Origin of the sequence: Edaphobacter sp. HDX4 (genome assembly GCF_036877565.1) — a bacterium.
Classification (GTDB): Bacteria; Acidobacteriota; Terriglobia; order Terriglobales; family Acidobacteriaceae; genus Edaphobacter.
In genome coordinates, this window is record NZ_JAEDXW010000002.1 from 347051 (window position 1) to 371827 (window position 24777).

A 24777-nucleotide genomic window follows, 5' to 3' on the forward strand; every position below is an offset into this window, starting at 1 on the left:
AAATCTCACTGCCGCGGTCTTCGGCTGAAAACCATTCGTCACCTCCCCTTGTCAAAAGAGAAGAGAAGGCGCAAGCTTGTCTTGATCTGAGGTGCTTCCATGGTGATGCGCACGCACAGATGGGCTCTCTTCGCAGGGTGCCTCTTTCTCACCGCTCCGCTGGTTTGGTCGCAGGTCTTCGTTGTGGGGGAGAAGACTGCCACATCTGACATCTCAACCTCATTCACCCCGACCAACCTCCCTCTACCGCCCGACAAGCTCGGCGAGCGCGGACGCCGCGAGCTCGTACGGAATCTGGAGGCCGAACAGGGCTTCGCTCATCTCCCGCTTCCGGTAGGCGTGCTCTCCCTTAAGGCCAATGGGGAACTCTCTCCCGGAGGTGAGAAGTACCGGGAGATGATCTACAAAAAGGGTCAGGCAGCCGCTGCGGGAGACCGCGTAGTCATTACCGCACTCAACATCAAGGGCGACCAGATCGTTCTCGATTTCAATGGCGGCCCGTATGCGAAACATCGGTTCCTCAGCCATATCCAGATCAACGACAATCCCGTAGCCGCCAACACCGGTGAGCAGCCAACGGGATCGCGCATCACCCTGATCTTTCCCGGCGGTATTCCGGACATATCGGCACCCGAGGTCAAGGCCCTGCTTCAACCCTTGGTCGACTTTGGCGTCAAATCGGGCGAACAGGCGTATGCCGACACCCTCCCTCCCAAGCTCCGCGATGCTATCGCCGCACACGAGGTGCTGGTGGGCATGGACCACCGCATGGTTCTGGCGGCACTCGGTGCACCGGAGAACAAGATTCGCGAGCAGGCCAGTGGAGACCCTGACGGAGCCCGTTACGAAGAGTGGATCTACGGACACGTCCCGCAGACGGTTCGCTTCATCCGTTTCAAGGGGGACCACGTCGCCGTCGTTGAGATCGCCGCAATGGGCAAGCCGCTCGAAGTTCACGACAAGAACGAGATCGAGGAAGCAGCGATGCCCGCCAATACGCGGCAGGTCGCCATGGGAGACCACGTACCCGGAAAAGAAGCAGATGACGGTGTGGCCACATCGACTCCTCCGTCGCTTCGCCTCCCGGGAGAGGCCGCACCGGCGAACGCACAGCGCAAAGTTCAGTACCCCGTGGACAGCGACAAGGATGCCACCCGCAAGGCGAATCGCCAGCCCATTCCAGCTGCTCCGGGGTCACCGGTCGATCCGAATGCCCAGACCACCCCTTCGCCTCAGCCTCAGACTCCGCCGCCCAACCGTCCGCAGGATATCGGAAGACAGGTACCCGCGACAGCATCCCAGCCATAGCCACAGAACGTCGTCCGATGTAAAATCGTAGGAGCCACAACCGCAGTTCTTCTCCTCCGATTTCTACCGAGGCTTTGCCCGGACAATCCTGAGAAGTTCCGGATATCTTTCGATGCTTCTGCGCTTGATCACAGGGAGCATCGGGTATCCCGCGCGCGAGCCGAAACATTCGTACCCTGGGAGAGCAAGATTATGGCAAAGATTGCCAAGACCGGCGACCGTAAGAAGGTCATGGATACCAACAAGAGCACGGATTGTCCGAAGTGCTCAAAACCGACCCGCATCGTAAAGCGAGTCAAGGACCGCGAGCGCGGAATTCCGGGCGGCGTCTACATCTCCTGCTCGGCTTGCGAGTTCTTCGAGAAGCTCTAGTTCTGCCTCTGCAATCTTTGAGAGACTGTTTGCTTGCGAAGGGCCCCTTTTCGGGGCTCTTTTCGCTGTTTGCCACGGAAACAGAACCGGCGATAAGTCTCGTACCGTCACGAAGGTACCAAAGGTTGTACAAAAATAACCGTCAGCTCACTTGACGACTGTCTCTGTAGCCGGGCAGACTCTAGACCGGAAAGCAGGGAATTCGTTCCATATGAGCATCACTGCAGTGTCGAACCCAACATCATCCTCCATCCGGTCCTTTACTTCTCTCCCTCACTTCGATCGCCCAACCTACCTGATGTGTCCACCTGAGTGGTATGACGTTAATTACGTCATCAATCCGTGGATGGCAGGAAATCTGCACCGGCCCTCTCGAGATCTTGCCTATGCGCAATGGAGAGAGCTGCACAGCCAGTTGCAGCGAATCGCCGATATCCGTCTCATCCATGGCCAGCAGAACCTTCCCGACATGGTCTTCGTCGGGCATGCAGCCCTGGTCCAGCACGGTATCGTAGCCCTCTCCAGCTTCACCCATCCGCAAAGGCAGGCGGAAGAACGTCATCTCCGCCGCTGGTTTGAGTCCGCCGGGTTTCTCCTCTGGGAGACTCCGCGGGAGACCGCCTTTGAAGGGGAAGGAGATGCCCTCTTCAACGCGGAAGGCGACCATCTCTGGGCCGCCCACGGCGTCCGGACCTGTCTGCAGAGTCACCGGCACGTCGCCGATGCATGGCACGTTGGGGTAAGCTCGCTGCACCTGGTAGATCCCCGGTTCTACCACCTCGATACCTGCTTTGCGCCGCTCTCCGGTGGCCACGTCGTCTACTTCCCAGGAGCCTTCGACAAGCCTTCGGTTGCAAGAATCAAGGCTGCCTTCGCTCCCGAGATGCGAATCGAGGTCACGGAGGCTGAGGCGACTCGCTTCGCCTGCAATCTCATCAACTCAGGTCGCGAGATCCTTATGGGCGTGGCCGGCAGCGACCTCGCCGAGAGGCTCGGTGCCGCGGGCTACAACGTCGTCGAGGTAAACCTCAGTGAGTTCATTCGCGGAGGCGGTTCGGCCAAGGCACTTGCGCTTCGACTGAGCGACTGTAAGGTGACCCACGGCTCCTGAGTCTCTCCGGCATTCGGTGCCGTCAAGGGCCTGACTCCGTCTACGTGCGTGGCATCAGGCACATACGCGGTGCCGTTCAGTTACTTACCGATCCATATAATGGAACCAGAACAGAAAGCCCGGCCTCAGCCGGGCTTCTGCTTTGGCAATCCGGCTCACTCTCGAGCAGTGCTGCTACATGAGGTCCGGAGCTAAGATCTTATCTTTGAAGATTTGCGCAAAAGACGGGGGGGTACCCTCATAGGGGGAGCGCAGCTTCAATCTCTCGGAGGATGCTCGCCGCCGCCGCCGCCGGCTCACCAGCCCGGGTAATCGGCCGGCCGACGACCAGCAGGGAGGCGCCTCGTGCGATCGCATCACGCGGCGTAGCGATCCTGCGCTGATCGTCCACCGCAGCACCCGCAGGCCGGATTCCGGGCACAACCAGGACAGCCTCAGGTCCAATCGCCTCTCGGAGAGAACGAACTTCTTCGGCCGAACAGACCATCCCGTCCATCCCCGAAGACGCCGCCAGCCGTGCCAGCCGCAGAGCCTGTTCTGCCGGCGAGCTCGACACGCCCACCGCGTTCAGCGCAGCAGCGTCCATGCTGGTCAGAACCGTTACCGCGATCAGCTTGGGCGAGCCGGGCGCCTGCGACGCCTCAGCCGCCGCTAGCAGCATGGCTTCACCACCCGAACCATGTACGGTCAGCAGCTCGGCTCCCGCGCTGGTAACCGACCGCACCGCGCCCGCGACAGTATTGGGGATGTCATGAAGCTTCAGATCGAGAAATATGCTGAACCCGCGTTCTCGCAGCTTCTCGACTAACGAATTGCCTGCAGCGTAATAGAGCTCCATGCCGACTTTGAGCCAGCGGCAGGTTCCTTCCAGCCGGTCGACGAGATCGAGGGCAGTCGAAGCGTCCGGGACATCCAAAGCAACGGCGAGATGATCTTTTGGGGAGAGCTTTTCCTGAGAGGAGTTCTTCACAGCTTCAGTCTAGCGGATGCTCTAAGACTTCGTGCTCGCTGACTGAAGCTGCTGAAGACCTGGAAAGGGAATCAGATTCCCTGACCGATTGCCACCGGTCCACGGAGTTGAGCGATCAGTTGTTTCGCCATCTCACTATCGCCAGGCCGAAGCTTCTCGAGCTTGACCTTCGCCAGACCGGTGATGCCGACAGCCTTCGCGGCACCGTAGGATAGATCGACAATACGGTCGTCAGGCATCGGGCCTCGATCATTGACCCGGACGAATACAGACTTGCGATTCTTCAGGTTGGTCACTCGCAGCCAGGTCCCGAGTGGGAGACTGCGGTGGGCGCAGGTCAGGCCGTTCATGTCATACGATTCGCCGTTAGCCGTCTGCCTGCCCTGGAAGTATCGTCCGTACCACGACGCTGTACCAATTTGAAACCAGCGTCGCGCCTTGCGCTGCTGAACCGGCGCGGTGTCGGAAGGCTTCGCCGATACAGAAGGATCGCTGGCCGATGCTGATACTCCCAGCGCGACCAACAGTGTTGCGATGGCAACTCCACGCCTGGTGGAGACTGTCTTGCCCCCCATCTTCGTAGAAAAGATTTTCATGCCACCTCCTGCTACTATTTTCTCTGTCTGAAAGAGGCTAAGTCAAACAGGATCACGCAGTTACATTCCTCAAACCCTTGCGCATCGCAAACCGCCTGTGCTATAGGGAATCCTGTCGAGCCAATCCGATATTCGGCCTAAAAGCACGAATTCCGGCTGGATTTACACTCTATTCTGCCAATTTCGAGAAATCACCTGAAATTTGCAAAAGTTAGTAAAAAAGCCGAAATCGCCCAATCCTGGTTCAAAACAAGACATTCTGTAGTCATGAAGACTGTTCTCACCATCGCGGGCTTCGACCCATCCTCCGGAGCTGGAGTGACCGCAGACCTGATGGTCTTTGCCGCGCATGGTCTATTTGGCACGTCCGTTATCACCAGTCTGACCGTGCAATCGACAGTCGGAGTTCGTTCAAGCGAGGCTGTCTCGGGCAGGACTGTCGCCGAGACTCTGGACTGTCTCCACTCCGATCTGCCACCGGCAGGGATCAAGCTCGGAATGTTGGCAACGTCCGAGGTGGTGGGGATCGTTGCGGATTACCTGGAGAGGTTTCGTCGACTCTCCCCGGAAGCCCCGATTGTTCTTGATCCCGTCATCCGGTCAAGCTCAGGCAGGGAACTACTGGATGCTTCGGGAGTTGAGCTCCTCGCCCGGAGACTGCTTCCGCTTGCAAGCTGGATTACACCTAATCTGGATGAGTTGGGAGTTCTATGCCGGCGAGAGGTTGCCACACCGGATCAGGCGGTCGTCGCCGCACGGATGCTGCAAGGCCGCTACCCGCATCTTGGCGTGATCGTAACGGGAGGACATCTCGAAAGGCCGGACGACCTGGTGCTTGAGCCCGGCGCCGAGCCGAAGTGGATCCATGGCGAATCTATCGAGAGCACCTCAACCCACGGGACCGGGTGTGCGTTCTCGAGCGCGATGCTTAGCCGCCTGGTCATGGGAGACGGCCCATGGGACGCGGTGTGTAAGGCAAAACTGTATGTCGCAGAGGCCATCCGCAGCGCGGCTCCTCTGGGCTATGGAAAGGGTCCACTCAATCATCTGTGGCCGCTCCGATGAGCAGGACACGTCGTTGAGAGAAACTCCTGCTAATTTAGAAGAGAAATGTCATTGACGCTTATTTTGAATGGTCAGCCCCGCGTGTTCGAAACACTTCCAGACTCCGCAACCCTCGAAAACCTGGTTCAGGAGATCGGGCTCAAAGGGGACCGCGTAGCCATCGAATACAACGGAGAGATCGCATCACGGACGACCTGGGACAGCATCACTTTGTCTGATAACGATAGACTCGAGATCGTCCATTTTGTCGGTGGCGGCACCGTGTAAACCAATTAGCTTCAGTGAGATATAGAAATAATATAAAGAATAAGATTCAGCCATCAAGACTTCTGATCGGTAGCGTCGCGAAGGAACTCTTCCCACTTATCCCCATAATCCTGCCAGCCGCCTAAAGATTTCACCCTTGTCAGAGCAGCTTCGCTCATTCGCTGCCGCAGTGCGGGATCTTCCATGATTTGCTGCATCCTGTTGAGGATCGCGTCACTGTCACGAATGGGAACGATGAAGCCTTCCACTCCATCGCTGAAGAGATCTTCTGATCCGGTGTTGGTCGAGGCGATCACCGGACAGCCACATGCCATGGCCTGGCCCTGGACAAGCGCAAGACCTTCTTCGATGCTGGGGAGCACCATGACATGGCTGGTACTCATAAGCTCGATGAGGCGGTCCTGCGGGACGGATCCGAGAAACTCCACGTTATCCTGCGGCAGCCGCTGCAGGATTGCCTGAAGGTCGGGCTGCATGGCACCGGCGACGCGTAGGCGCTTTGCGGGATGTTGCAAGCGCGCAAAGGCGTCGAGAAGGTACGGAACTCCTTTGCGCAGGCTGACGCCGCCGGCAAAGAGCACTTCAAAGCGATTGGTCGGAGGCTCACCTACGGGGCTGAATCGTTCAAGCCGAACCCCATAAGGAATCCTCCGCATCTTCTCCCGGGGAACTCCCATTTCGATAAAGGAGCGCTCGGCGAAGCCAGAGGGCACAGTGATGAAATCCGCGGCTTCGTATATTTTTTCCTCACGAACAGTGTCTCTTTCATCGCTGACCGGAAGTCCCAGACTCCAGCGACGATGCTCGTCAGTAACAATCTGCTCCTGGTAGCGCTGATGCGAGGAGCCGCGATCGCAGATGTAGATACCACCGCCGCGCTGCACCTTCTGGCCGGTCTTGAGACCAGCCCCCGAGATCGCAATGAAAGCATCGCAGGCCGGGATTCGCCTCAGAGTCCAATCGTCGAAGGCCAAGGCGTTCGCATATCCGAGTTGGTCATAGAGCCATCGACCTCCAACTCGATACTTCTGCAGGAGGAACTCCGCCGTATGGATCCAGGGAAAGGTCTGGACCCGGGATGGGGGAAGACCTTCACGCTGGAGACGTCGCCAGGGAAAAGTGGAGTAGATGGCAGAAAGGTGTCCGCGGCGCTCCAGCTCGCGAGCCAGCTCGAAGTGATGGAAGACACCAAAGACAGCCTGAACGATTCTCATGAACGGTTGGGAGGGCCCTCAGGTCGATAGTAACAAAGGGCAAGTGTGCGGCTGGAGGTTCGCGATCGTCCTGGGGAACCCGATAAACCTTCAGCTTTCTACTTCGCGCCAAGCAGGATCGGTTCGGTTTCGATGAGTCTCAGAGACTTCACCATGTGAGCCGTCTGGCTCTTATATTTCTTGAAGTGCTCAGATTGAAGATGCGCCCGATACGTGGCTGTACTTGCGTACCTCTCGAAAAGCCTGATCTGGTTGGGTTGGCCCTTCACAGATACGGCGTAGAGGCTCAGAACTCCAGGTTCCACTCGAATGGAGGCTTCGATCTCCTCGCGAAGTGCGGCCTTGTAGGGATCCAGCTGCGCGGGATCGATCTCCAGTTCTGCAATTCGGACTACGTCCCCGGTGCGATCCTGTGCAAACAGCGAAGGCTCGCAAAAGAGCAGCGGGCAGAGACACATGATCCCGATCGAGATTCCCATGAGCATCTTCGCTTTCACCTTTTTAGCTCCCGTCCCATGGAGACGGCGAGGGTAGTTTGGACATTTCAACTTTGCAAAAAGCGGACACTTCTACTTTGCAGCTAACGAGTACTGTACATAATATGTGTTATCGGACATAAGGTTTATAGACCACTCACTTGGCCCGAACCAGCGTAGGATTTTCTACGAGTTCTGTCTCACAGATGACGGATGATGGCTGGTGATCGTCTTATTCGCGAGAGTCTTCCTTTGTCTATCGATCGACGAGCGGTCAGTTTCACGTTGTCTCTGGCTCTGATGCTTCTGGGGTTGGGAGCTTCTCCGTTTGCTGCGCAGCAAAACGGAGAAGCCACGGCCTCCCCCAGTTCAGCCGAGCCGATATCCCTGTCCGGAGTTGTCGTCAATGCGACGAACGGATCTCCGGTCTCTCGAGCCCTGGTCCGGATCAACGATCGTGCGATGCTCACCGACCACGAGGGAAAGTTTGCGTTCGACCAGTTTTCATCCGCCGGCAGCGCAGTCCTGGAGGTCAGGAAGCCCGGCTACTACTCCAGCCCTGAGATGGGGGTCACGACAACGATGCTCCGTACTGAGCAGATGATGTCCCCCCTGACGGTCCGTCTGTATCCCGAAGGCTTGATGACGGGGACCGTCACGTCCTCGGCCGGAACTCCGCTGCCTCGGGTCTTTGTGTCGGCCATGCGGAGCGTCTATAGCGAAACAGGACATCAATGGATTCCCATAGGCCACAGCCTTACCAACTCCCGTGGAGAGTTCCGGCTTACTGTGCCTCCCGGGGACTACCGCATTGAGACAAACTTCGCGCCAAGGGTGGGCGGATCTTCCGACGCAGCGATGCCGCTGATGATGCCATCGATCTCGGATCCGCCGCTCCATCTGAGCAGTGGAAGCCAACAACAGTTTGAGTTGCATCCTGAGGTCAGCAGGACCTACACCGTGGGGCTGCGGGTTGAGTCCGGGCAGGAACATGGATTTCCCAACCTGCGCGCCAGGATGACCGATGGAAGTCTCTTTCCCGTGAGTGTTCTGCGCGGTGAAGATGCGGGTACGGACGAGATGCAGGTTGCTCTTCCAGATGGAACCTTTACATTGATCGCCAACCAGAGTCGTGGCGAAGAGACAACCTATGGCGAAGCCAACGTCACGGTAGCCGGTCAGGACGTTCACGGTGTGGTTCTAACAATGTCCTCTGTAGCTGCCATCCCGGTTCAGATCGTGAGGGATCCGGGATCAACGTCTGATAAAGCGCTGCCCAGTCCACAACAGCTTGGGCTGATGCTGGAGAACATCAACGGGCCGCGAATCGGCGACTATGGCTCTCTCGTGATGAACTCCAGAGGATCGGAGACGACGATACGCCCTACTCCAGGGGTGTACCGGTTCGGCTCGCGCACGCGAGGTCCGTGGTTCGTAAAGTCCGCAACTTACGGGTCGACCGATCTGCTACGGGACAATATGACTGTTGCCTGGGGAGCTGCCAGCTCTCCCATCGTGGTAACGATCAGCGACCAGACGGGCGGACTGAGGGGCTCGACCAGGCTGGGGAGCGCCGGAGCATCCATTTGGATTGAGGTCATTCCGCAGTTCCCAAACGCAGTTCCCTTCTATCCCGGCAGAAGCGATCTGAGTGGAAACTTCGACTTCCCTTCTCTTCCACCGGGCAGCTATCAGGTGATCGGTTTTGAAAGCAGGCACTCCGATAACTTCCGCGACCCTAAAACGCTCGCTCCATACAGTACCTATATTCGCAACGTGACGATTACAGCGGGCAATACGGCTGCAGTGGATCTGGATGCGGTGCCTGATACGGAGCTACGTCCTTGAGATCAGTCCTGAACATGCTTTCGGTGGTGGTGCTGACGGTGACATGCGCAGCGCATGCCGCGGAGGTTAACCGCGACGGCGAAGGCTACAAGATAACGGGGATTGTGGTCAGCAGTGTGGATGGTAGTCCTGTTCCACATGCGCATTTGAGCGCCGGACCAAGCGTCGCTGGAAGAGGGGAGATGATCCGGAATTTTCGCGGCGAGCGAAGCTCTTCGGGAATCGGAACGGACGCGGATGAACATGGGCGTTTCACGTTACCTCTGCCTTCTGCGGGTCGATGGCGTTTGACGGCGAGTGCCAACGGGTTTGTCACACAGGCCTACGATGAACATGACTCCTTCTCTGCAGCGGTCGTTCTTACCTCTCAAGAGAGGACGGTGGATCTCCACTTTCGCATCTCCCCGGAGGCGGAGATTACCGGGACAGTTCTGGATGAAGCCGGTGAGCCGGTACGGGATGCACGCATGGTGCTTCAACATCGTCCGGCGGCGTCGCCGGGCCAAGATCAGGAGGAGTTTCGCAACAGGATGGTCGTTCAGACGGACGATCGAGGTGTCTTCGACTTTAGCGGGTTAGCTGAGGGCGACTACAGGGTCATGGCCGATGCGAAGCCGTGGTACAGCACGGCGGGTCAGCCCAGGCTGTCCAACGGAAGTGGCGCTGCTTCGGATAGCGCGTTAGATGTGACCTATCAACTTACGTGGTTTCCGGGAGTGGATGAAGCGGCCCAGGCCGAGATTCTCTCGCTCCATCCGGCAGATAGCCAGAGAGCCGACTTTCATCTTGCGCCAATACCGGCCGCGCATATCCGCCTCTCGAGTCCGCTTGCGGCAGGTCAGCCTGAAAGGCGCGCCGGTTCCCTCTTTCCGATTCTGGAGAGAGTGGATACGAGTGGAAGTGGAGTGGGAACAATGGCGACGCGGGCAAGCGGCTTTGGCTCTGCTGGCCAGTTCGATCTTGGCGATCTTGCGCCCGGCCTGTACCGCTTGCGTGTTCCAGGATTGGATCAGAATCCGCAGATCAAACTGATTGAGATTACCCCAGGTTCTTCGCGCGTTCTGGATTCGACGGTATCTGGGATTCAGATGGCGGATATCACGCTGGAGTCTACGAGCTCTGGAGAAGAAGATCTGCAGCGCGTCGTGCTTAAAAACGTTGAAACAGGGGCACGTTTCAGGCCTTGGCGCGCCAATGAATTTATCAGGGCACGCGCGGGGAATTCTGACTCTCCGTCGAAGGTGCCTGAAGGGATCACAATCCAGGTTCCACCGGGTCGCTATGAGGTGAGCCTGGCGGCGCAGGACACGTATCTCGTAGGTATGGCAGCCAGAGGAGCTGACGTTGCAGGCCGTTTTATCGTCGTGCACCCAGGAGAGGTTAAACTTACGCTTCGCATGGCAAAAGGGCGTGCAGCGGTGAGCGGTCTGGCCACCGCAGACGGCAAACCTGTAGAAGGGGCGATGGTCGTTCTGGTTCCAGCCGGATTGAAAGATCCGTCGTCGTTCACGAGCGTGGTACGAGACGAGACCAATACAGATGGAAGCTTCGAGCTTAATGATGTCATTCCGGGACAGTACATTCTGATAGCGGTCGATCGCGGCTGGCAGGTGAACTGGAAGGACGGTGCGGCGCTTGAGAAGTATCTGATGCACGGCGTGCCACTTGATCTTCGAACGGAGGTCCGAGTCAAACAGGAGATCGTGGTTCAGGAGCCGTGAATCCAAGGCGCGCAATGTGTTAGAGTCAAGAAGGTCGCGAAACGCGGAGAGATGGCCGAGTGGCTGAAGGCGCACGCTTGGAAAGCGTGTATACCGCAAGGTATCCAGGGTTCGAATCCCTGTCTCTCCGCCACTAATAGAATCAATAAGTTACGTGATGACTTCACTCCGTAGCTAATTCTAGAACAGTCTAAGCGTGTGTACTCCGGGAGAGCAATTTCGTGTGCTCTCAGGATCAATAGCAACTGCGCCTCTTTTATTCGCTTTTTATTCGCTATACTCTTTTTCATGTTTGACCCCGACGCGCATCTTCCCCGCCTCAACCGAAACATGGTTTACCTCGGCGCGTGCCTGATTGCGGGTATGCGCTTGGCGCGCGAGAAGCAAGTCAACGTGCGAGTGATTCCGACAATCCGGGCAATAGAAGAATCCGTGGATCTAGCCCACGAGGTCTATAACCGCGTCTTTCGCAGAGTCCCGGAACACATCGAGCGGAAATAGGCCCGGGACCGTCCAAAACACTCGAAAATTGAGTTCGGCTTTCTAAGATTCGTTAGACAGATAGAACGCTGCAAGATTCGGATAGACGGGGTACGTTCCGGGCAGTCTAGCAAGCGCAGCTGGTTGTGCAACGGGCTTGAGTCCGTAGCCGTATGTCGGACCGAAAGACGCTTCTATACTAAATCTCCGCTTTAGTCGCGCACTCAATCGAGCTTCAATACGATCCATCTCGTCTTTGGTCCCGTTGAGCTTGAAATAGCTTCCTCTTGTGAGGTGAACATCTGCGCCGCTCTGTGAAGCCGTCCGATGCCAGTCCTCACGGGACATCTCCTCACGAACGATATCGTGGTCTTCGGTTGGAATGATTTCGAACATCCGGTTTTCGTGTAGTTCTGTAGTTGCGTGTGACATATATGGCCCCTGGGGAGAAAAATTGCTGCATTTGCTGTTGAGAATAAGGGTCGATATTCGGGGCGTCAAGTTTTTTCCACTATATGTTGTGTTATTTTGTCGCGTCGATCAATGGGCTGTGGCCTCCACACCTATGTGACCTCATATCGTCGCCTCACTCGCTCGTAGACAGCTCGCGGTATCCGAATGCTGCGATACCGGCGTTTGTTCATCTTCGTTGGCCGGTTGAGGATGATGACGCCGCGCTCGTCCTCGAACATCCGCACGATTGTTGGATACGAAAACCCCATCATTTCAGCGACTTCTCCGCAGGTGAAAATCGAACTACCTTTAGTACGTCCGAATGATTCGTCCACTTTATAAGTACCTCATAATAAATATCTTATCTACCATCAAAGTCGTATAGCAGCACTCTACTATGCTGATTACCCTGTTGAGAATTGATGGCTCACGAAAAATAAATATTGACACCAATCGGTTTTTTGATAAAACTGAATCAGAAAGGGGGTGGTATGGCACCGTATACGACACCAGCCGGTAAGAAGAGTTTGCAAGCCGGTATCAAAAAGATGGAGAGCACAATGACTCCCGCAGCTCAGGTACGCCGTAATTTCCGCTTGGGACGCCCACCCAAAGCGGGCGAATCACTTCCGCTACACCGGACGGTCGTCTGGCAGCGAGCAACTGACGCTCTCGGAAAGCTGAGGAATGAGATGGCTACAGCAAACCTCAGCCCAACGGATGTCACTGCCGCTATCGTTTATGTCGAGAGTGCCGACCCCGAAGTTCCGCACTTTATCTTGCTGGACGAGGAAGGAAAATCCCTCGAAGACATTCGCGCAGTCGCTTTTGAGATCTTGGGCCGGGATGACGTTGTTGCTATCGGCATGGTCTTCAAACAATACGACGCACAGGCCAGCAAACAAGCGATCTTCCCTTATCAGTTCACCGGGCTCAGCCCCAACGGAATAGCAGTCTTGAGGAAGGCCGCGACGATTCAGGACGAGGCAACAGCGATACTGAAAACTAAGCACTAGACGAAAGTGGGCTTGGGGTCGCTCGTAACGACTTCCAAGCCCGGTAAGCACAATCGACCAACGCGACTAACGTCATCAACCGGCTTTCTTCCATTCTAAGGCAGATGGCGCGGTTGGTCCCAACCAAAGGACAACAGGCCCCTATGATCCGCAAAATTGATGTGTCTGCTGAAAGCATCCGCAGAAGTCTTAGTAACCTCGCCCGCAACCAAAAGCCCGCCATCCCCTCCCCGTTGCTCGCTGCTTTAGTCCTTAGGCAGTGGCAAGCCGCTGGGACCCTCGGCGACTTCCCCGCCCCGAGGCGGCGCGTGCGCGAGGCGGTGCAGATCCCTAACGCCTAACCCAAGTTTGAGACAACGGCTGCCTGGATAGAAAGATCCGGGTCGCGCACGATAGCCACCGCTACAACGCGGACGGGAGGCGTGTCGCTGTAAACCGCTCGCGGGGAGGCGAGCGGAATTTCAAAAATGGAGAAAATTATGTCGAAGAATTTGTTTGAGCTGAAAGCAGACCGCGAAGCCGCTCTCAACAGAGCCGAAACCGTTCTTAAGGCGGCAGAGACACGAGGCCGTCAGATGACCTCGTCGGAAACCGCTGAATATGACGAGCACATAGCGGAGGCCGATTCCTTGGGCCGCCGTGTTAAAGAGCGTGAGGCGAAGTCAACCCTTCGTCACATGATGAAGGATGGGATGCTTATCCCAGGCTCAAGCGCTGCGGCGAAGACATCCACCGTTGCGCAGAGAAAGTTTCTGTCTTCCGAATACAACGAAGCGTTTTTTGGCTACATCGCGTCCAGCGGAACGCGAATGGAAAGCGCTCTGTACGAAGGTTCGGACGGCTCGGGCGGTTATGCGGTTCCGATTACGGTTGATTCCAACATCGTACCGCTCGCGCCGCCCGACCATGGCGTCCGCACTGTTGCCTCGATTGTGCCAACCGCTATGGACATCAAGATTCCTCGCAAGGGGTCTTTTGGCGTCGCTGCGGCGAAGGCTGAGTCGGGGACAACTGACAACAGTTTCCCGGAGACTGACCCAACACTGGAGCAGTTCACGCTTTCGGCGTTCATGGCCGGTATCCGCGAAACCGTAAGTTGGGAGCTTGCACAGGATGTCCCAAGTTTCCAGGCGTTCTGCGTGCAAGATATGCTCCAGGCACAACAGATTTACGAGGGTGCCAAATACCTCAGCGGTTCGGGTAATGGCGAGCCGCAGGGTCTACTTGGCAACGTCGGTGCCGGTGTTACCAGCGCTGTTGCCGACTCCCTCGGAAATCTCTTGAGCATCGACGCAACATTCGACGTCCTCGGGTTGCTTAAGACGCCGTACCACCAGAACGCCTCGTGGCTCATGCAGCGGTCAACCGCCGTTGCGCTCCGCAAGGCACAGAAGCAAGCCAATCTGTTTGAGCCGGTGTTTACCCGCGTTGGAAATCAAGACTTCCTCCATGGGTACCCGGTGGTCTATGACTCCAACATGCCCGTCATCGCTGCCGGTGCGACTCCTGTCCTGTTTGGAGATTTCAAACAGGGATACGTTATCGGGGACCGTGGCGGTTCGGGTATCAACGTCAAGGTTCTGGACCAAGTGAAGGCGATCCAGGGTCAGCTCGTTCTTCTCGCATACCGCCGTAGCGACGGGCGCGTGCGCCGCTCCGAGGCAATCCAGGCAATCACACTGCACAGCTAACCAAAGACCCGGCTTGCGGAGGCGAGCCGGGCAAATATTCGAGTTGCGGGGAGAGTCAGTCCCGAGTCAGCGGGATCGACCTGCGCACGGACCCCGCGAGGGCTTGCCTGCCCTATTTCTACCGTGCGCAGGACTGACGTTTCCTTTCCACCCCCGCTTTGTCTTTGGGCCTCCACTCGACGAGGGCGAAGCGGGTTCTTTTTCTCTAAATTGCACCGGGCAACACGGTCCAAACACAGTTTGAGGCTTACGCCACGGACTCGGGCATGGGCGAGGATGCACTCGCCGCGCTCAATGCCGCTGGACAAGCCAAGAAAGAACGCATCAAGAATGGGGGGACAGAATGACCACAGTATCCGCGACAAACGTATGTGACGCCTCAGGCGCTAAGCTCGACCAAGTCACGATAACCTTTACACCCTGCACACCAAACGGTGTGACGCTATCGGGGTTCAACGTTCCGGGCGGCGGTCAGTCCGGGTTTAAGAAAGTCTCGGCGACCGTCGTCAATGGGGCGTTTTCGGTTAGTCTCCACGACACCGCGAACACCAACCCGATAAATATCGGCTATCGCGTCGAGATTCACGATGCAGGCGGCGCGACGCTCCTCGGGCCGTGGGTCATACAGCCGACCGGGGCGACCTGGAGCTTTGACAGTTTCATGCCGAACTATGCGCCATTGGCTCTTATCCAGACGGGGCCGCAGGGTATCCAAGGCATACAGGGTATTCAAGGAAACCAAGGCATACAAGGCCCGGTCGGTCCAACGGGAGCCACGGGAGCCAAGGGCGACCCCGGCGACGTCAGCAAGGTTCTACTCGGCCAAGCTGCGGGAGCTGCTGTTGCGTCACAACTCCCGACGGGCCGCAACCGTTTCAATCCGGCTACGATCAAGGCCGACACACTCATCCTAGCCACGACCGGGGCGGAGAGCGCGTGGGGTTCGTCCGGGTACTACTACGCGACGGACTTCATCTATGTAGCGGACCTCTCGCAATTCATCACGAACACGGTAGTTGCGAAGGAGGGCTCGGCAGGCTGCGCTTTCTACTCCATCGACAAGACATTTATGTCCTCATTGTCCGCGACGGTCGCCGCGAATACCGCCATCGCCATACCCGCGGGCGCGGCCTTCGTTCGATTCTATGCCGCGTATCCGGCGCATCCGTCCGGGCCGAACACGGCCCCGTTGGCTCCGACGGCGATTATGGTTGTCGGTGGCAGCGTACTTCCGGGGTCGTTCGTGTCCTTCGGGTACTACGGCAAGGAAGAAGTAGACGCCAAGGTCTCGCCCATCCAATCGACGGCGATATGGTCCGCGCTGAAGCAAACTCAGAACTACTTGCCGAAGTACGCTAACCTTCTCGACCTCTCCCGCGTACAAACGAGCACGGCCATCGGCTACCCAAGCGCGACGGGCATCCCATCCTTAGCGACGGGCGTTACGGGATTCAGTCTGTACGGACCCATTCCGGTCTACGGCGGCGGTACCGTCACGGTCAATAAGATGATGCATTGCAATGCCGGATACGGTCCCGCTTTCATGGATGCCAACGGGGCTTTTCTCCCGATGGGCACAGACCTAAAGACGCTGTGGACCGCCGGGGTGGGCATCCCCGCAAACACGACGCTAAACGTCCCGACGACCGCCGTCAGCTTTTGGCCGTATTTCAACGTAAGTGCGAGCGGGTCCGGGAACAACGCCGCAATCGACAGCATCGCAACGGCCATGATCGTACAGGGGTCCACCTTCTCGGGGACTTACATACCGTTCGTCGGTTCCGGGTACGACACCGTCGCGCGGGCCGCAGCTCAGCCGCTTGCCGGGGTTCGCGTCGGTTGGCTCGGCGACAGCATTTCCGCTGGATACGGCAGCGGCATCCCGTTGGCTCCGTTGGTGGCGACTCTCACAGGACACACCAACTCCTATGACCTCTCATGGACGGGACGGCAGATGTGGCATGCTCTCGACAACACAGGCAAGACCGCCACTGCTTTTCCAACTCAAGCAATCGTTCAAGGCCTGGACATGCTAGTTCTTTGGCTCGGGACGAATCTTGGAGGCGCATCGAACGGACCCATTGGAACGGCGACCGATACGCCGAGTGTCGGCACAACCAACGCCAACGGCATAACGTTCCCCGGTGGCGACACCTATTGCTCGCAGCTCAAAGCGGTGATCGAGCAATTGCTCGCCTGGAATCCGAACCTACGCATCATCAAGGCATCGCCGTATCAGTCGAACAACCAGAACGCCGCCACGGGAAGCACGGGCGGAGCTGGTTATCTTCCCACACCAGCCGCGCTTGCCTTGCTTAAAGCTGTCTATGATGCGGACGTAGCGGTCGCCGGGTTGCAGTACGGAATCCCGGTCTTGAATCTCTACAGTGAGATGGGAATCTGCAACGCCAACAATCAGACCTTGCTACCGGACGGGACACACCCAACGGCGAGCACTCAACAGAACAGAATCGCCCCGTACTTCGCTCGCAACGTCATCCGGTACTGCATCAAGTAAGGAACTGTCGCTGGATTTATCGAGCGGAACTGCTAACCCGACACACGCTCGCGAAGCACTTCCATACCGAAGTTAGACGGATGAATAAGTGAGGTGAATTTATAGCGTTTCATATCAACAACATGAGCCGTAAAAATGCATAAGTGGAGGGCTAATGACGGAGCAGGAATGGAAGAAACGATGTATCGAACGTATCCATCGTGTGGTGAAAAAGACCGGACGAATCAGCCTCCGGGATCTCAAGCGGGCAACACACTACAACCGCGGTTCCGATTACGCCATCGCGATATGGCACGAGGCTTTGGACTCACTCGAAGAGAAGCACCTCGTCACACTTGAGAAAGAACGCAATGAGTGGGGTGTCGATGTCGTGCGATTCATCACGCTTCCGACATTCGCGCTTGCTCGCGCGGAAGCCGCGAAATTGGGGTTTTCGCTGTGATTTTGCTGTCACCACTGTCGTCACCACTGTTGTCACCACTGTGGTGACACTCAATGATTCAACAACTTAGCTCACATTTGAGGTAGAAAAAGAGCCGGAAAAAGGGTCGTCACCACTTTTATTTCTCTAAGGACGTGGAGAGGTTCCGTAAGTTATTGATAAATATATATATATTTTATTTATTTTTTATCCACCTCCTTAGCAGAATAAAAGTACCCCCACCTTGGTGACACCTCCGGCCCTTCACAGAAAGGGATGACATGGACGCGATAGATGAATTGGTAGCACGGTGCAAGCCGCACCGCGAGCTTAGGGCCTTTCACGACTTTCACAAACAGCACCCTGAAATTCTCGACTTCCTGATCGAAGAAATTGGAAATCGGTTCAACAGCGGGCAGAAGTCGTTTAGCTTTGCCTCGCTATGGCATTACTGTCGGTGGAAGATTGTCATCGGGCAAGATCCCGGAACGTTCAAGATGAATGACCATCTGACCCCGTTCTACGCCCGTGCGATTGTGATCCTGCGCCCGAGTTTCAACGGATGGGCCGAGCTTCGTCACACCAAACCCAATGAGGTATTCGGCCTGGAATTGGAGCCTGTGAAACATCCCGACTTTTATGCGCGGCGTGTGACGTGGGCAGATGGAACAGCGCTTGAGGACGGCTGGAGACCGAGTGTCGAGCATATTGTGACTCGGGCCGCGATAGTCCGACCTGACATTCACTCACGAGATAACGCAGCATTTACCCGAGGGCAGCACGGTGCCTCAACGGGCCAGCAAACAGTGTTTTAAAACACCGGCTGGTGTCCCAGCCAAACACTCAAAGAACCGCGGCGATGAGCCGCTATACGCGAAGGAGAACCCATTGCAAAACCTACAAACCTTTCTCAAGTATCTACCGCTGGTTCCTGGGGCTGCGTTGATTCGTCGGCGTCGTCCCACGTACGCCTGGGGCGAAGTCGTCTACGCTCAAGGTTTCCTGACGGGCACGCCGGTCTCGTTCGACAAACTGGAGTTCACGTTTCAAAAGGGCAAAGGACACTATGGAATCGCGCTGATTAGCAAACTTCACAGGACGAGGCCGCAGGGTTCGATGCCGCCCGACGGCTGGTTCCAAGACGAGGAAGCGATATCGGACTAGATTGGTCCACTTTCTAGGAATTGTCCGCGTATGTAAATTGGGGAGCTGCGGAGGGCTGTAAGCGGTTCGTTATCAAGATTTTATCCCCACTACCCTCATGCGATACTTTGAATGTACCTACAACCTATTGAAAATGAACCATTTAAAAGCAAAATCCGCCCCGCAGCCAACCCACCTCAAGCAAGCACGCCATGTCAATATCTGGCCCTATTGAACCATTCCCACAGATTCGGAGGCAGGAACCCACTGGATTGACTCAAATTCGTGATCTCAACCACGATCATCGAAGAATTTGGACCTATATGCGGCGTCAAATAGTCGGCCCACTGATTTTGATTGAACCGAGAGTACACAAGCCAGCAATTCCCGCCATAGCTCATCCAATCCTCGGCAGCATTAGGGGCTACGATGAGTTTCTGAATCACTTCTGTCTTCGGACCATTCGCCCAAACTATGCCTATATGTAGATATTTCTTCATTTCGGCTCGGACCCCGCACCAATTTGAATGATCCCCGAATCGGTTCCTGGTGCAAGTTGCTGATGTTCGAAATCATTCGGCAACGGAGTATATCCCTTAGCGGCAACTCTATCTCTCTGGTATCCGGTCCATTCCGCACCATCAAGTAAGGCAGCGTCGGGATGCTTTTTGCAAAAGCTCAACACGGGAAAGAACCAAACAAAGAAGGCGAGGACAACCGCCCCAAAGATGGTGAGAATCGCCCAGTCGGAATGCAGGTGGGTGATAGCGATTCCCCCCACAACTACGAGCAGGCCCAGACCAATGACAGACTTTCCCAGGACGCCACTGCCGAGCCGGAAGACCCCGCCCACTTCCCTCATCCAAGAAAACGGAACATCATCAGCCATCGAGTAGGCCCCCTCGTGGGCGAACGAATAGGCGGGGTTTTTTAGGTTTGAATGCTATATGCGGATGATAGCGCATCTTCATAGGCGTTGCACTAAGTTTGGTGCTATCGAGATAGCAGGCTCACCCGCTCGTGAACGGCCTGAAGATCCGCCGTGACGAGGTTGGCATAACGCCGGGTCATCTCAAGCGAACTATGCCCGAGAGACTTCTGTAGGTGGAAGAGACTGCCTCCCCGCCGAAGATAATTGACCGCGAACAGATGCCGGAAGCTGTGGAGGGTTCTGCGGGGTGCCGTGAACCCCAATTGCACGCACAGCGCCTTTACCTCACGCAGCGCAACCATACGGTTCATCTGAACGCCGTCCGCCGTAGAGAAAACGAGGTCAACGGGCTTCAGCTTGAAGTCAGCAATGAACCGATGGAGCGCCTTCCGCAGAACGAACGAGAACGGGACGATACGCTGCTTTCTTCCCTTCCCGTTCAACGTTGCTAGCAAATCATCAAGGTTGATGTCGGACACTCGGAGTCCGGTAGCTTCACTGATACGGCAGCCAAGATCGAACAGCAACAGGACGAGGAGATGTAGACGCCGTTCGTAGTAATGCTTCGCTCCAGGTTTCCAACTGATGAGTCGTTTGACTTGCTCGTCCGTGAACGTCGGCAAAATAACTTGCGGTTCCTTGAGTGGCCGTATCCGTGGATGGGTGCAGCCCGCACCGCACTTCCGTTCGGTTTCGCTATTCCAGTGAAGGTAAGCATTGATGGCGCGTATAGCGGCGTTGCAGCCGGTTTCTTTGAGTCCCTTCTCCCTCATCTTCACAACAACGTCTTTCAGCTCGGCTTGTGATGGAGACTCCGAGGGCAGCCACTTCAATGCGCATGTGTACCAGCTAACTGTGTGTTCTGAGACGTTGAGAAGGTAGCGACGTTCACGAATAAACAATTCAAATCGATTCATTGATTTCTCCCAAGCGTAGGCATTCTTAGGGGGAAATCATCTGTAAAATATTGATAATAAACGGCTTATTGGCTTTTACGCTTGGAAAGCGTGTATACCGCAAGGTATCCAGGGTTCGAATCCCTGTCTCTCCGCCATAACTCCCCTTCCGAGACAACCAGCAAAATCACGCCGCATACAGCCTTATTCAAAGCTGTGGGAACGACTCTGTCCGTCAGTCCGAGTCTATTATGCATCTCGACGTTGATCGTCCTGCATCTCACAGCGGAAGCGAAAGACCGCAATCTTGGAGCAGGGCGGCCAGACGCATGGTGTTGTCTAATGAGGATGTAGAAGAGCTACTGGAAAAGACGGTCAATACCCTTGAGGCGCTAACCAACCTAACCTTTCTTACCATCTTTGATTCCGACCAGCCAGAAAAGGTGAGAAGCTACATGGCCCTTGCGGAAGGACAGTTGAAGTTACTTACCCAGGTTGTGAATAAGTACTTGCTTCGTCATTAAATATGGATCGCTCCTTGTTCAAGATGACAGAAGCTGATCACGCCATGAGCAATCCTGATTCAGGCAATCTGTTGATGATCTTCGAGCCGCAAGGTATCTGAACTTTTGCTGAATCAGGGAGGAGAGGCTGGATCGCTCCCTTTCAGACGATGCGGGGAACGCCTCGACCAAAGGTGCCGGGCGGCGAGAGCGACCAACGACAAGGTGGCTCATCAAGTTCTACATCGCGGCCCTGGTGGAGTCGCTGTCTTTGCGAGACCAGATAGTCGGCGGTGCGGGCCGCGAGCGCCTGGATGGTGAGGCCGGGGTTCGCGGAGCCCTGCGTTGGCATCACCGAGCCGTCCATGATGAAGAGGTTGTCCACGTCCCAGGTTCTCCCGAACTTGTCGCAGATTCCGGCGTCCGGGGTCTTGCTCATCCGTGCCGCTCCAACAAGGTGGGCGTAGCGGGATTCCTGCACGACCTCGTCTGCTCCGGCCGCGCGCATAATTTCCATGACCGTATTCTTTCCAAATTCAATGAGCTTTTTATCATTGTCATGGAGGTTGAAAGTCACCTGGGCGACGGGCAGACCGAAGCGATCGCGTGCTTCATGGCGGCCATCTTTACCATCGGCGAGTTCGATGCGATTGCCGGCACATGGTAGGATTTCGCCCAACAGCCCTAGAGCCGACCAGTGGTTGTAGTCCATCATGGCGCGTCGAAGGCCCCAGCCCCAGAGACCTTTCGAGGCCATCATCTGTTTCGAGAACGCAATCGGGAGAGGACCGACGGTTTGAACAGCGAAGCCGCGAGCGAAGTCGCGTTTCGGATCGGTCTCGTAGAAGTGCTCGGTGAGCGCATGAGCTGGGGGAGCCTTGTACATTCGGACGAGAGACTCAAAGCGACCGAGGATCACATTACCAGCCTGAGCCATGAGGTACTTGCCCAGCGTTCCGGACGAGTTGGCGAGACCGTTTTCGTGCCCGGGACAGGCCGAGTTGAAGAGGAGCCGCGGCGTTTCAAGTGCATAACCGCAGACAAGTACTGCGCGGGCGCGCTGAAAGTGCTCTTGCCCGGCGGAATCGAAATAGACCACACCGTTGGCTCTGCCTTCGGGGTTCAGAGTGACTCGTGCAACCATGCAGTTGTCGCGGATCTCAGCGCCGTTGGCGAGAGCATCAGGAACATGCGTCACTAGGGTGGAGGCCTTGGCGCCCACCTTGCAGCCCTGGATACAGAATCCTCTATAGATACAGTGCGGACGGTCACCATGCGAGGCCGATAAGATGGCAACCGGGCCGCCGGCAGCGACAGGAATACCGAGAGCCGTGCAGCCCTTGATGAGGGTGTCTCCTACTCCGCCCATGGGATGGGGGCCGTATGGATGACCGTGGGGTTTACCCCAGGGAAACCACGCCGGACCCGCGACAGGAATCTCCCGCTCGAGAAGCTCATAGTACGGTTCAATCTCGCTGTAAGTGATTGGCCAGTCGGCTCCAACGCCGTCCCAGGTATACACCTCGAAGTCCGATGGATGGAAGCGCGGGGTAAACGCCGCCCAGTGCACCGAGCCTCCACCGACTCCTTTGCCGGAGTTGTTGTTGCCGAGGGCCAGAGGATGTTCTCCGCCGGTGATACGGAGGTCGTTCCAATAGAGCTTGTGCGAACCGGACTCATCCGATACCCAGTCGCGCTCGGTATCCCAGAACGGACCTGCCTCGAAACCTACGACAGAGAAGCCCGCCCGGGCGAGACGCTGGAGCAGCACTCCACCCGCGGAGCCTATGCCGACGATGGCGAAGTCGATCTCGTCGGTGTCAGAGAAACGGCGGCGAGGTATCTTCACGGTTTGCATGGGACCGAGGCGCTTTACATCCGCCGGGTCATCGGGCTCATCAAATTCACCTCCCAGTGGAGCATGATCGAAAAGACTCAATGCGTACCTCCCTGCCCCGGATGGGTCTGATGCTCGCGGCCGCTGCCGTGGCTCTCCTCTCTGTCAGAGAGAGTATCTGCAGGTGCATTCCAGGAGTAGCGAACTTCGTCAACTTCCCAGGGCTCAGGCTCGCCTTCTTCGAGGCGCATATATCCGCGCGGGTAAGCAGGGCCGCCGAATCCAACCTCATCCCATGCGTAGGGGTGAGCATAGTAGACTGCGCAGCAATCGGAGACGAGGAGAGCCCAGAGACGCTCAATATTGAGCTTCGACCAGAGCTCATGCGCAGCGAGCGGTTTCGCATCATGAACGCTCTTCAAGACCTGCTCCTGAGGGAGTGTTCCGAGGAGATGAAAGGGGAGGCCGTAAAGCTCCTGGGCCATTTGTTCGAAGGCGGCGGCGGCGATGCGATAGGCGTCCTGATCAGACGGCATATCGGCGTAACGATAGCCCTCGATGCGGTTCTCGAAAAGACGCTCGTCGATTCCCGACAACACGTCGATCCGATGACTCGATATGCGATCATCCTGAGGAATGATCCGATCGACGACCGCGCCCATAGTCTGCGCTTCAGCGTGGTTGAAGAATCGAATCGCGGCGGGTTTACTGATGCGTTGGCGGATTAGCGTGCGGGTCGCCTCATCCCAGTAGGGCTGCTGGGCGAGTGTGTTGAACCCGGGATAATATCCGGGCTGTCTGCGCTCCGGCAGATTTGCGCCGGTTTGCGGGTCAGTGAGAGGCGAGGGCGGTCCACCGTCGCGGGGCATCGCTGGTTCGGCGGAGCGCGAACTCGAACCTGCCGTGGCGATACGAACGAGTTTCACAAGAAGGCTCACGCGTGCTTCTCCCGACCCATAAGATATGCGAGCGCTCCGAGCATGCCGGCCGCGGCCATAAGCATCGGCGCAAAGATGGGAGGGCCATAAAGGATGTTGTAGAGCGGCTTCTTGCGACCGCCTGGACGCCGCAGGATTCCGCGGATGTGATAGCCAGTGCCGACGATGCCATTGGCCATGAGCAGACCCGAGGCAACAGGCAGCAGCGTGTTTGCGATGCGTCGGCTGCGGACCGAACTGAGTGTGGCGAAGAGCATCAGTGGAGTGAGAAGGATCGGTGACCACTGCACTCTGAACTTGAAATTGTCCTTGTAATGGGAGTACCAGCTTTCGGCGCCTGAGCAGAGCGTCGAGATGGCAGCGACGATACAGAGATGCTTCTGGAAGTGTCCGGTCCGGATGTCTTCTCGGAAATCGTTAACCAGCCCAGCGGCTGCACTCGCTTCGATCGAACCAAGAAGCCCGTAATCTTCTTCTCTCCGGAGATAGCTGGTGATGACCCCGAGATATGCGCTCGTCCCGAAGAGTAGTGGAGCAAAGATCGGCGGACCCATGACGATGTTGGTGATGGGCAGGCGCCAGCCGCCAGGTTTGCGAGCGACACCGCGAATGTGAAAGCCGAAGCCGATCACACCATCGACGAGCGTCGCGTAACTCACGTAGCGCAGAATTGTCTGCGCGGCGCGGCGGGAGAGGAACGCCGCAAGGCCCGAAATCGCGAGCGCACCGGAGAGCACAACCGGGGTGTACATCACGGGATTGGAATAACTTCCCTTATAGTGCTCGTAGGCCACCTCCATCCCGCTGATGACGCTGGTACCCGCTACAAGCAATGACATGCTACGTTGAAACGCACCCTGCTGAATGTGATCGACGATTTCGACAGCAGGCTTGCCGATGGGCCATGGCAGAGCACGTGCGACAGCCCGGGACGAAGTATCAGTCATGCGTCGCTCCGTTCAGGGGGATTAGATTGGCGCTGTTTGCAGCGGCTGCATGTGG

Annotated in this window: 24 protein-coding genes and 1 tRNA gene; 14 read left to right on the forward strand and 11 right to left on the reverse strand. The window is 56.7% G+C overall.

Features of this window, described 5'->3' with window-relative positions; genetic code table 11:
• Positions 1-105 precede the first annotated feature (105 nt).
• From JAO29_RS03825 to JAO29_RS03835, 3 genes are all read left to right on the forward strand, one after another.
• Positions 106-1308: a hypothetical protein gene (locus JAO29_RS03825; protein ID WP_334266849.1), complete on the forward strand. Its 1203-nt coding sequence runs from the start codon at positions 106-108 to the stop codon at positions 1306-1308.
• A 192-nt stretch (positions 1309-1500) separates the two neighbouring features.
• Positions 1501-1680, forward strand: a complete 180-nt coding sequence (locus tag JAO29_RS03830) for a hypothetical protein (RefSeq protein ID WP_121469254.1) — start codon at positions 1501-1503, stop codon at positions 1678-1680.
• Positions 1681-1891: 211 nt separating this feature from the next.
• Positions 1892-2791, forward strand: coding sequence for a dimethylarginine dimethylaminohydrolase family protein (locus tag JAO29_RS03835; protein ID WP_334266850.1), 900 nt, complete (start codon positions 1892-1894; stop codon positions 2789-2791).
• Positions 2792-3029: 238 nt separating this feature from the next.
• Here the strand turns inward: JAO29_RS03835 and pyrF are convergent, their stop codons facing one another.
• Complete coding sequence (gene pyrF / locus JAO29_RS03840; RefSeq protein ID WP_334266851.1) at positions 3030-3761, reverse strand: orotidine-5'-phosphate decarboxylase; 732 nt, start codon at positions 3759-3761, stop codon at positions 3030-3032.
• Between the two features lie 71 nt (positions 3762-3832).
• Positions 3833-4357, reverse strand: a complete 525-nt coding sequence (locus tag JAO29_RS03845) for a septal ring lytic transglycosylase RlpA family protein (RefSeq protein ID WP_334266852.1) — start codon at positions 4355-4357, stop codon at positions 3833-3835.
• A gap of 267 nt (positions 4358-4624) precedes the next feature.
• Between JAO29_RS03845 and thiD the strand changes: the two genes are divergently transcribed.
• Positions 4625-5422, forward strand: a complete 798-nt coding sequence (gene thiD / locus JAO29_RS03850) for a bifunctional hydroxymethylpyrimidine kinase/phosphomethylpyrimidine kinase (RefSeq protein WP_334266853.1) — start codon at positions 4625-4627, stop codon at positions 5420-5422.
• A gap of 45 nt (positions 5423-5467) precedes the next feature.
• Entirely contained in the window at positions 5468-5689 is a 222-nt protein-coding gene (thiS, locus tag JAO29_RS03855; protein WP_334266854.1) for a sulfur carrier protein ThiS, read from the forward strand.
• Positions 5690-5742: 53 nt separating this feature from the next.
• On the opposite strand, the gene JAO29_RS03860 is transcribed toward thiS, so the two are convergent.
• Together JAO29_RS03860 and JAO29_RS03865 are read right to left on the reverse strand one after the other, a co-directional pair.
• Complete coding sequence (locus tag JAO29_RS03860; RefSeq protein WP_334266855.1) at positions 5743-6903, reverse strand: glycosyltransferase family 4 protein; 1161 nt, start codon at positions 6901-6903, stop codon at positions 5743-5745.
• Positions 6904-7001: 98 nt separating this feature from the next.
• Positions 7002-7400 carry a putative quinol monooxygenase gene (locus JAO29_RS03865; RefSeq protein ID WP_334266856.1) on the reverse strand — a complete coding sequence of 133 codons (399 nt, stop codon included), beginning with the start codon at positions 7398-7400 and terminating at the stop codon, positions 7002-7004.
• Positions 7401-7592: 192 nt separating this feature from the next.
• Between JAO29_RS03865 and JAO29_RS03870 the strand changes: the two genes are divergently transcribed.
• The 3 genes from JAO29_RS03870 to JAO29_RS03880 all read left to right on the forward strand — a co-directional run bounded on the left by JAO29_RS03870 (position 7593) and on the right by JAO29_RS03880 (position 11081).
• Positions 7593-9227, forward strand: a complete 1635-nt coding sequence (locus tag JAO29_RS03870; protein ID WP_334266857.1) for a carboxypeptidase-like regulatory domain-containing protein — start codon at positions 7593-7595, stop codon at positions 9225-9227.
• Positions 9224-10948 carry an MSCRAMM family protein gene (locus JAO29_RS03875; protein WP_334266858.1) on the forward strand — a complete coding sequence of 575 codons (1725 nt, stop codon included), beginning with the start codon at positions 9224-9226 and terminating at the stop codon, positions 10946-10948. Before JAO29_RS03870 ends, JAO29_RS03875 begins: the two co-directional genes overlap by 4 nt.
• 45 nt (positions 10949-10993) lie before the next feature.
• Positions 10994-11081 (forward strand) — tRNA-Ser (locus tag JAO29_RS03880).
• Positions 11082-11491: 410 nt separating this feature from the next.
• Here the strand turns inward: JAO29_RS03880 and JAO29_RS03885 are convergent.
• Both JAO29_RS03885 and JAO29_RS03890 read right to left on the reverse strand, forming a co-directional pair.
• Complete coding sequence (locus JAO29_RS03885; RefSeq protein ID WP_334266859.1) at positions 11492-11824, reverse strand: hypothetical protein; 333 nt, start codon at positions 11822-11824, stop codon at positions 11492-11494.
• 167 nt (positions 11825-11991) lie between these two features.
• Entirely contained in the window at positions 11992-12153 is a 162-nt protein-coding gene (locus tag JAO29_RS03890) for a hypothetical protein (protein WP_334266860.1), read from the reverse strand.
• A gap of 420 nt (positions 12154-12573) precedes the next feature.
• Here JAO29_RS03890 and JAO29_RS03895 point away from each other — a divergent pair, with 420 nt between their 5' ends.
• From JAO29_RS03895 to JAO29_RS03920, 6 genes are all read left to right on the forward strand, one after another.
• Positions 12574-12897: a hypothetical protein gene (locus JAO29_RS03895; protein ID WP_334266861.1), complete on the forward strand. Its 324-nt coding sequence runs from the start codon at positions 12574-12576 to the stop codon at positions 12895-12897.
• A gap of 479 nt (positions 12898-13376) precedes the next feature.
• Positions 13377-14588, forward strand: coding sequence for a phage major capsid protein (locus JAO29_RS03900; RefSeq protein WP_334266862.1), 1212 nt, complete (start codon positions 13377-13379; stop codon positions 14586-14588).
• 343 nt (positions 14589-14931) lie between these two features.
• Positions 14932-17106: an SGNH/GDSL hydrolase family protein gene (locus JAO29_RS03905; protein ID WP_334266863.1), complete on the forward strand. Its 2175-nt coding sequence runs from the start codon at positions 14932-14934 to the stop codon at positions 17104-17106.
• Positions 17107-17260: 154 nt separating this feature from the next.
• Positions 17261-17548 carry a hypothetical protein gene (locus JAO29_RS03910; RefSeq protein ID WP_334266864.1) on the forward strand — a complete coding sequence of 96 codons (288 nt, stop codon included), beginning with the start codon at positions 17261-17263 and terminating at the stop codon, positions 17546-17548.
• Between the two features lie 260 nt (positions 17549-17808).
• A complete protein-coding gene (locus JAO29_RS03915; protein ID WP_334266865.1) occupies positions 17809-18342 on the forward strand; it encodes a hypothetical protein in 534 nt (177 codons plus the stop codon).
• A 73-nt stretch (positions 18343-18415) separates the two neighbouring features.
• Positions 18416-18691, forward strand: a complete 276-nt coding sequence (locus tag JAO29_RS03920) for a hypothetical protein (protein ID WP_334266866.1) — start codon at positions 18416-18418, stop codon at positions 18689-18691.
• Between the two features lie 475 nt (positions 18692-19166).
• On the opposite strand, the gene JAO29_RS03925 is transcribed toward JAO29_RS03920, so the two are convergent.
• The 5 genes from JAO29_RS03925 to JAO29_RS03945 form a co-directional block, all read right to left on the reverse strand.
• Positions 19167-19559: a hypothetical protein gene (locus JAO29_RS03925; protein ID WP_334266867.1), complete on the reverse strand. Its 393-nt coding sequence runs from the start codon at positions 19557-19559 to the stop codon at positions 19167-19169.
• A gap of 104 nt (positions 19560-19663) precedes the next feature.
• Positions 19664-20518, reverse strand: coding sequence for a tyrosine-type recombinase/integrase (locus JAO29_RS03930; RefSeq protein WP_334266868.1), 855 nt, complete (start codon positions 20516-20518; stop codon positions 19664-19666).
• A 645-nt stretch (positions 20519-21163) separates the two neighbouring features.
• Positions 21164-22939 carry a GMC family oxidoreductase gene (locus JAO29_RS03935; RefSeq protein ID WP_334266869.1) on the reverse strand — a complete coding sequence of 592 codons (1776 nt, stop codon included), beginning with the start codon at positions 22937-22939 and terminating at the stop codon, positions 21164-21166.
• Positions 22936-23775 carry a gluconate 2-dehydrogenase subunit 3 family protein gene (locus JAO29_RS03940; protein ID WP_334266870.1) on the reverse strand — a complete coding sequence of 280 codons (840 nt, stop codon included), beginning with the start codon at positions 23773-23775 and terminating at the stop codon, positions 22936-22938. The genes JAO29_RS03935 and JAO29_RS03940 overlap by 4 nt, the downstream gene beginning before the upstream one ends.
• On the reverse strand, positions 23772-24722 hold the full coding sequence (locus JAO29_RS03945) for a hypothetical protein (protein WP_334266871.1): 951 nt from the start codon (positions 24720-24722) through the stop codon (positions 23772-23774). Before JAO29_RS03945 ends, JAO29_RS03940 begins: the two co-directional genes overlap by 4 nt.
• Between the last annotated feature and the right edge of the window lie 55 nt (positions 24723-24777).

What these genes read in the sequence shown, in the direction of transcription:
- JAO29_RS03825 (WP_334266849.1), top strand. Translation starts at nt 106, where the DNA reads ATGCGCACGCACAGATGGGCTCTCTTCGCAGGGTGCCTCTTTCTCACC.
- JAO29_RS03830 (WP_121469254.1), top strand. Translation starts at nt 1,501, where the DNA reads ATGGCAAAGATTGCCAAGACCGGCGACCGTAAGAAGGTCATGGATACC.
- JAO29_RS03835 (WP_334266850.1), top strand. Translation starts at nt 1,892, where the DNA reads ATGAGCATCACTGCAGTGTCGAACCCAACATCATCCTCCATCCGGTCC.
- JAO29_RS03845 (WP_334266852.1), bottom strand. Translation starts at nt 4,357, where the DNA reads ATGAAAATCTTTTCTACGAAGATGGGGGGCAAGACAGTCTCCACCAGG.
- thiD (WP_334266853.1), top strand. Translation starts at nt 4,625, where the DNA reads ATGAAGACTGTTCTCACCATCGCGGGCTTCGACCCATCCTCCGGAGCT.
- thiS (WP_334266854.1), top strand. Translation starts at nt 5,468, where the DNA reads ATGTCATTGACGCTTATTTTGAATGGTCAGCCCCGCGTGTTCGAAACA.
- JAO29_RS03860 (WP_334266855.1), bottom strand. Translation starts at nt 6,903, where the DNA reads ATGAGAATCGTTCAGGCTGTCTTTGGTGTCTTCCATCACTTCGAGCTG.
- JAO29_RS03870 (WP_334266857.1), top strand. Translation starts at nt 7,593, where the DNA reads ATGATGGCTGGTGATCGTCTTATTCGCGAGAGTCTTCCTTTGTCTATC.
- JAO29_RS03885 (WP_334266859.1), bottom strand. Translation starts at nt 11,824, where the DNA reads ATGTTCGAAATCATTCCAACCGAAGACCACGATATCGTTCGTGAGGAG.
- JAO29_RS03890 (WP_334266860.1), bottom strand. Translation starts at nt 12,153, where the DNA reads ATGATGGGGTTTTCGTATCCAACAATCGTGCGGATGTTCGAGGACGAG.
- JAO29_RS03895 (WP_334266861.1), top strand. Translation starts at nt 12,574, where the DNA reads ATGGCTACAGCAAACCTCAGCCCAACGGATGTCACTGCCGCTATCGTT.
- JAO29_RS03900 (WP_334266862.1), top strand. Translation starts at nt 13,377, where the DNA reads ATGTCGAAGAATTTGTTTGAGCTGAAAGCAGACCGCGAAGCCGCTCTC.
- JAO29_RS03905 (WP_334266863.1), top strand. Translation starts at nt 14,932, where the DNA reads ATGACCACAGTATCCGCGACAAACGTATGTGACGCCTCAGGCGCTAAG.
- JAO29_RS03910 (WP_334266864.1), top strand. Translation starts at nt 17,261, where the DNA reads ATGACGGAGCAGGAATGGAAGAAACGATGTATCGAACGTATCCATCGT.
- JAO29_RS03915 (WP_334266865.1), top strand. Translation starts at nt 17,809, where the DNA reads ATGGACGCGATAGATGAATTGGTAGCACGGTGCAAGCCGCACCGCGAG.
- JAO29_RS03925 (WP_334266867.1), bottom strand. Translation starts at nt 19,559, where the DNA reads ATGGCTGATGATGTTCCGTTTTCTTGGATGAGGGAAGTGGGCGGGGTC.
- JAO29_RS03930 (WP_334266868.1), bottom strand. Translation starts at nt 20,518, where the DNA reads ATGAATCGATTTGAATTGTTTATTCGTGAACGTCGCTACCTTCTCAAC.
- JAO29_RS03945 (WP_334266871.1), bottom strand. Translation starts at nt 24,722, where the DNA reads ATGACTGATACTTCGTCCCGGGCTGTCGCACGTGCTCTGCCATGGCCC.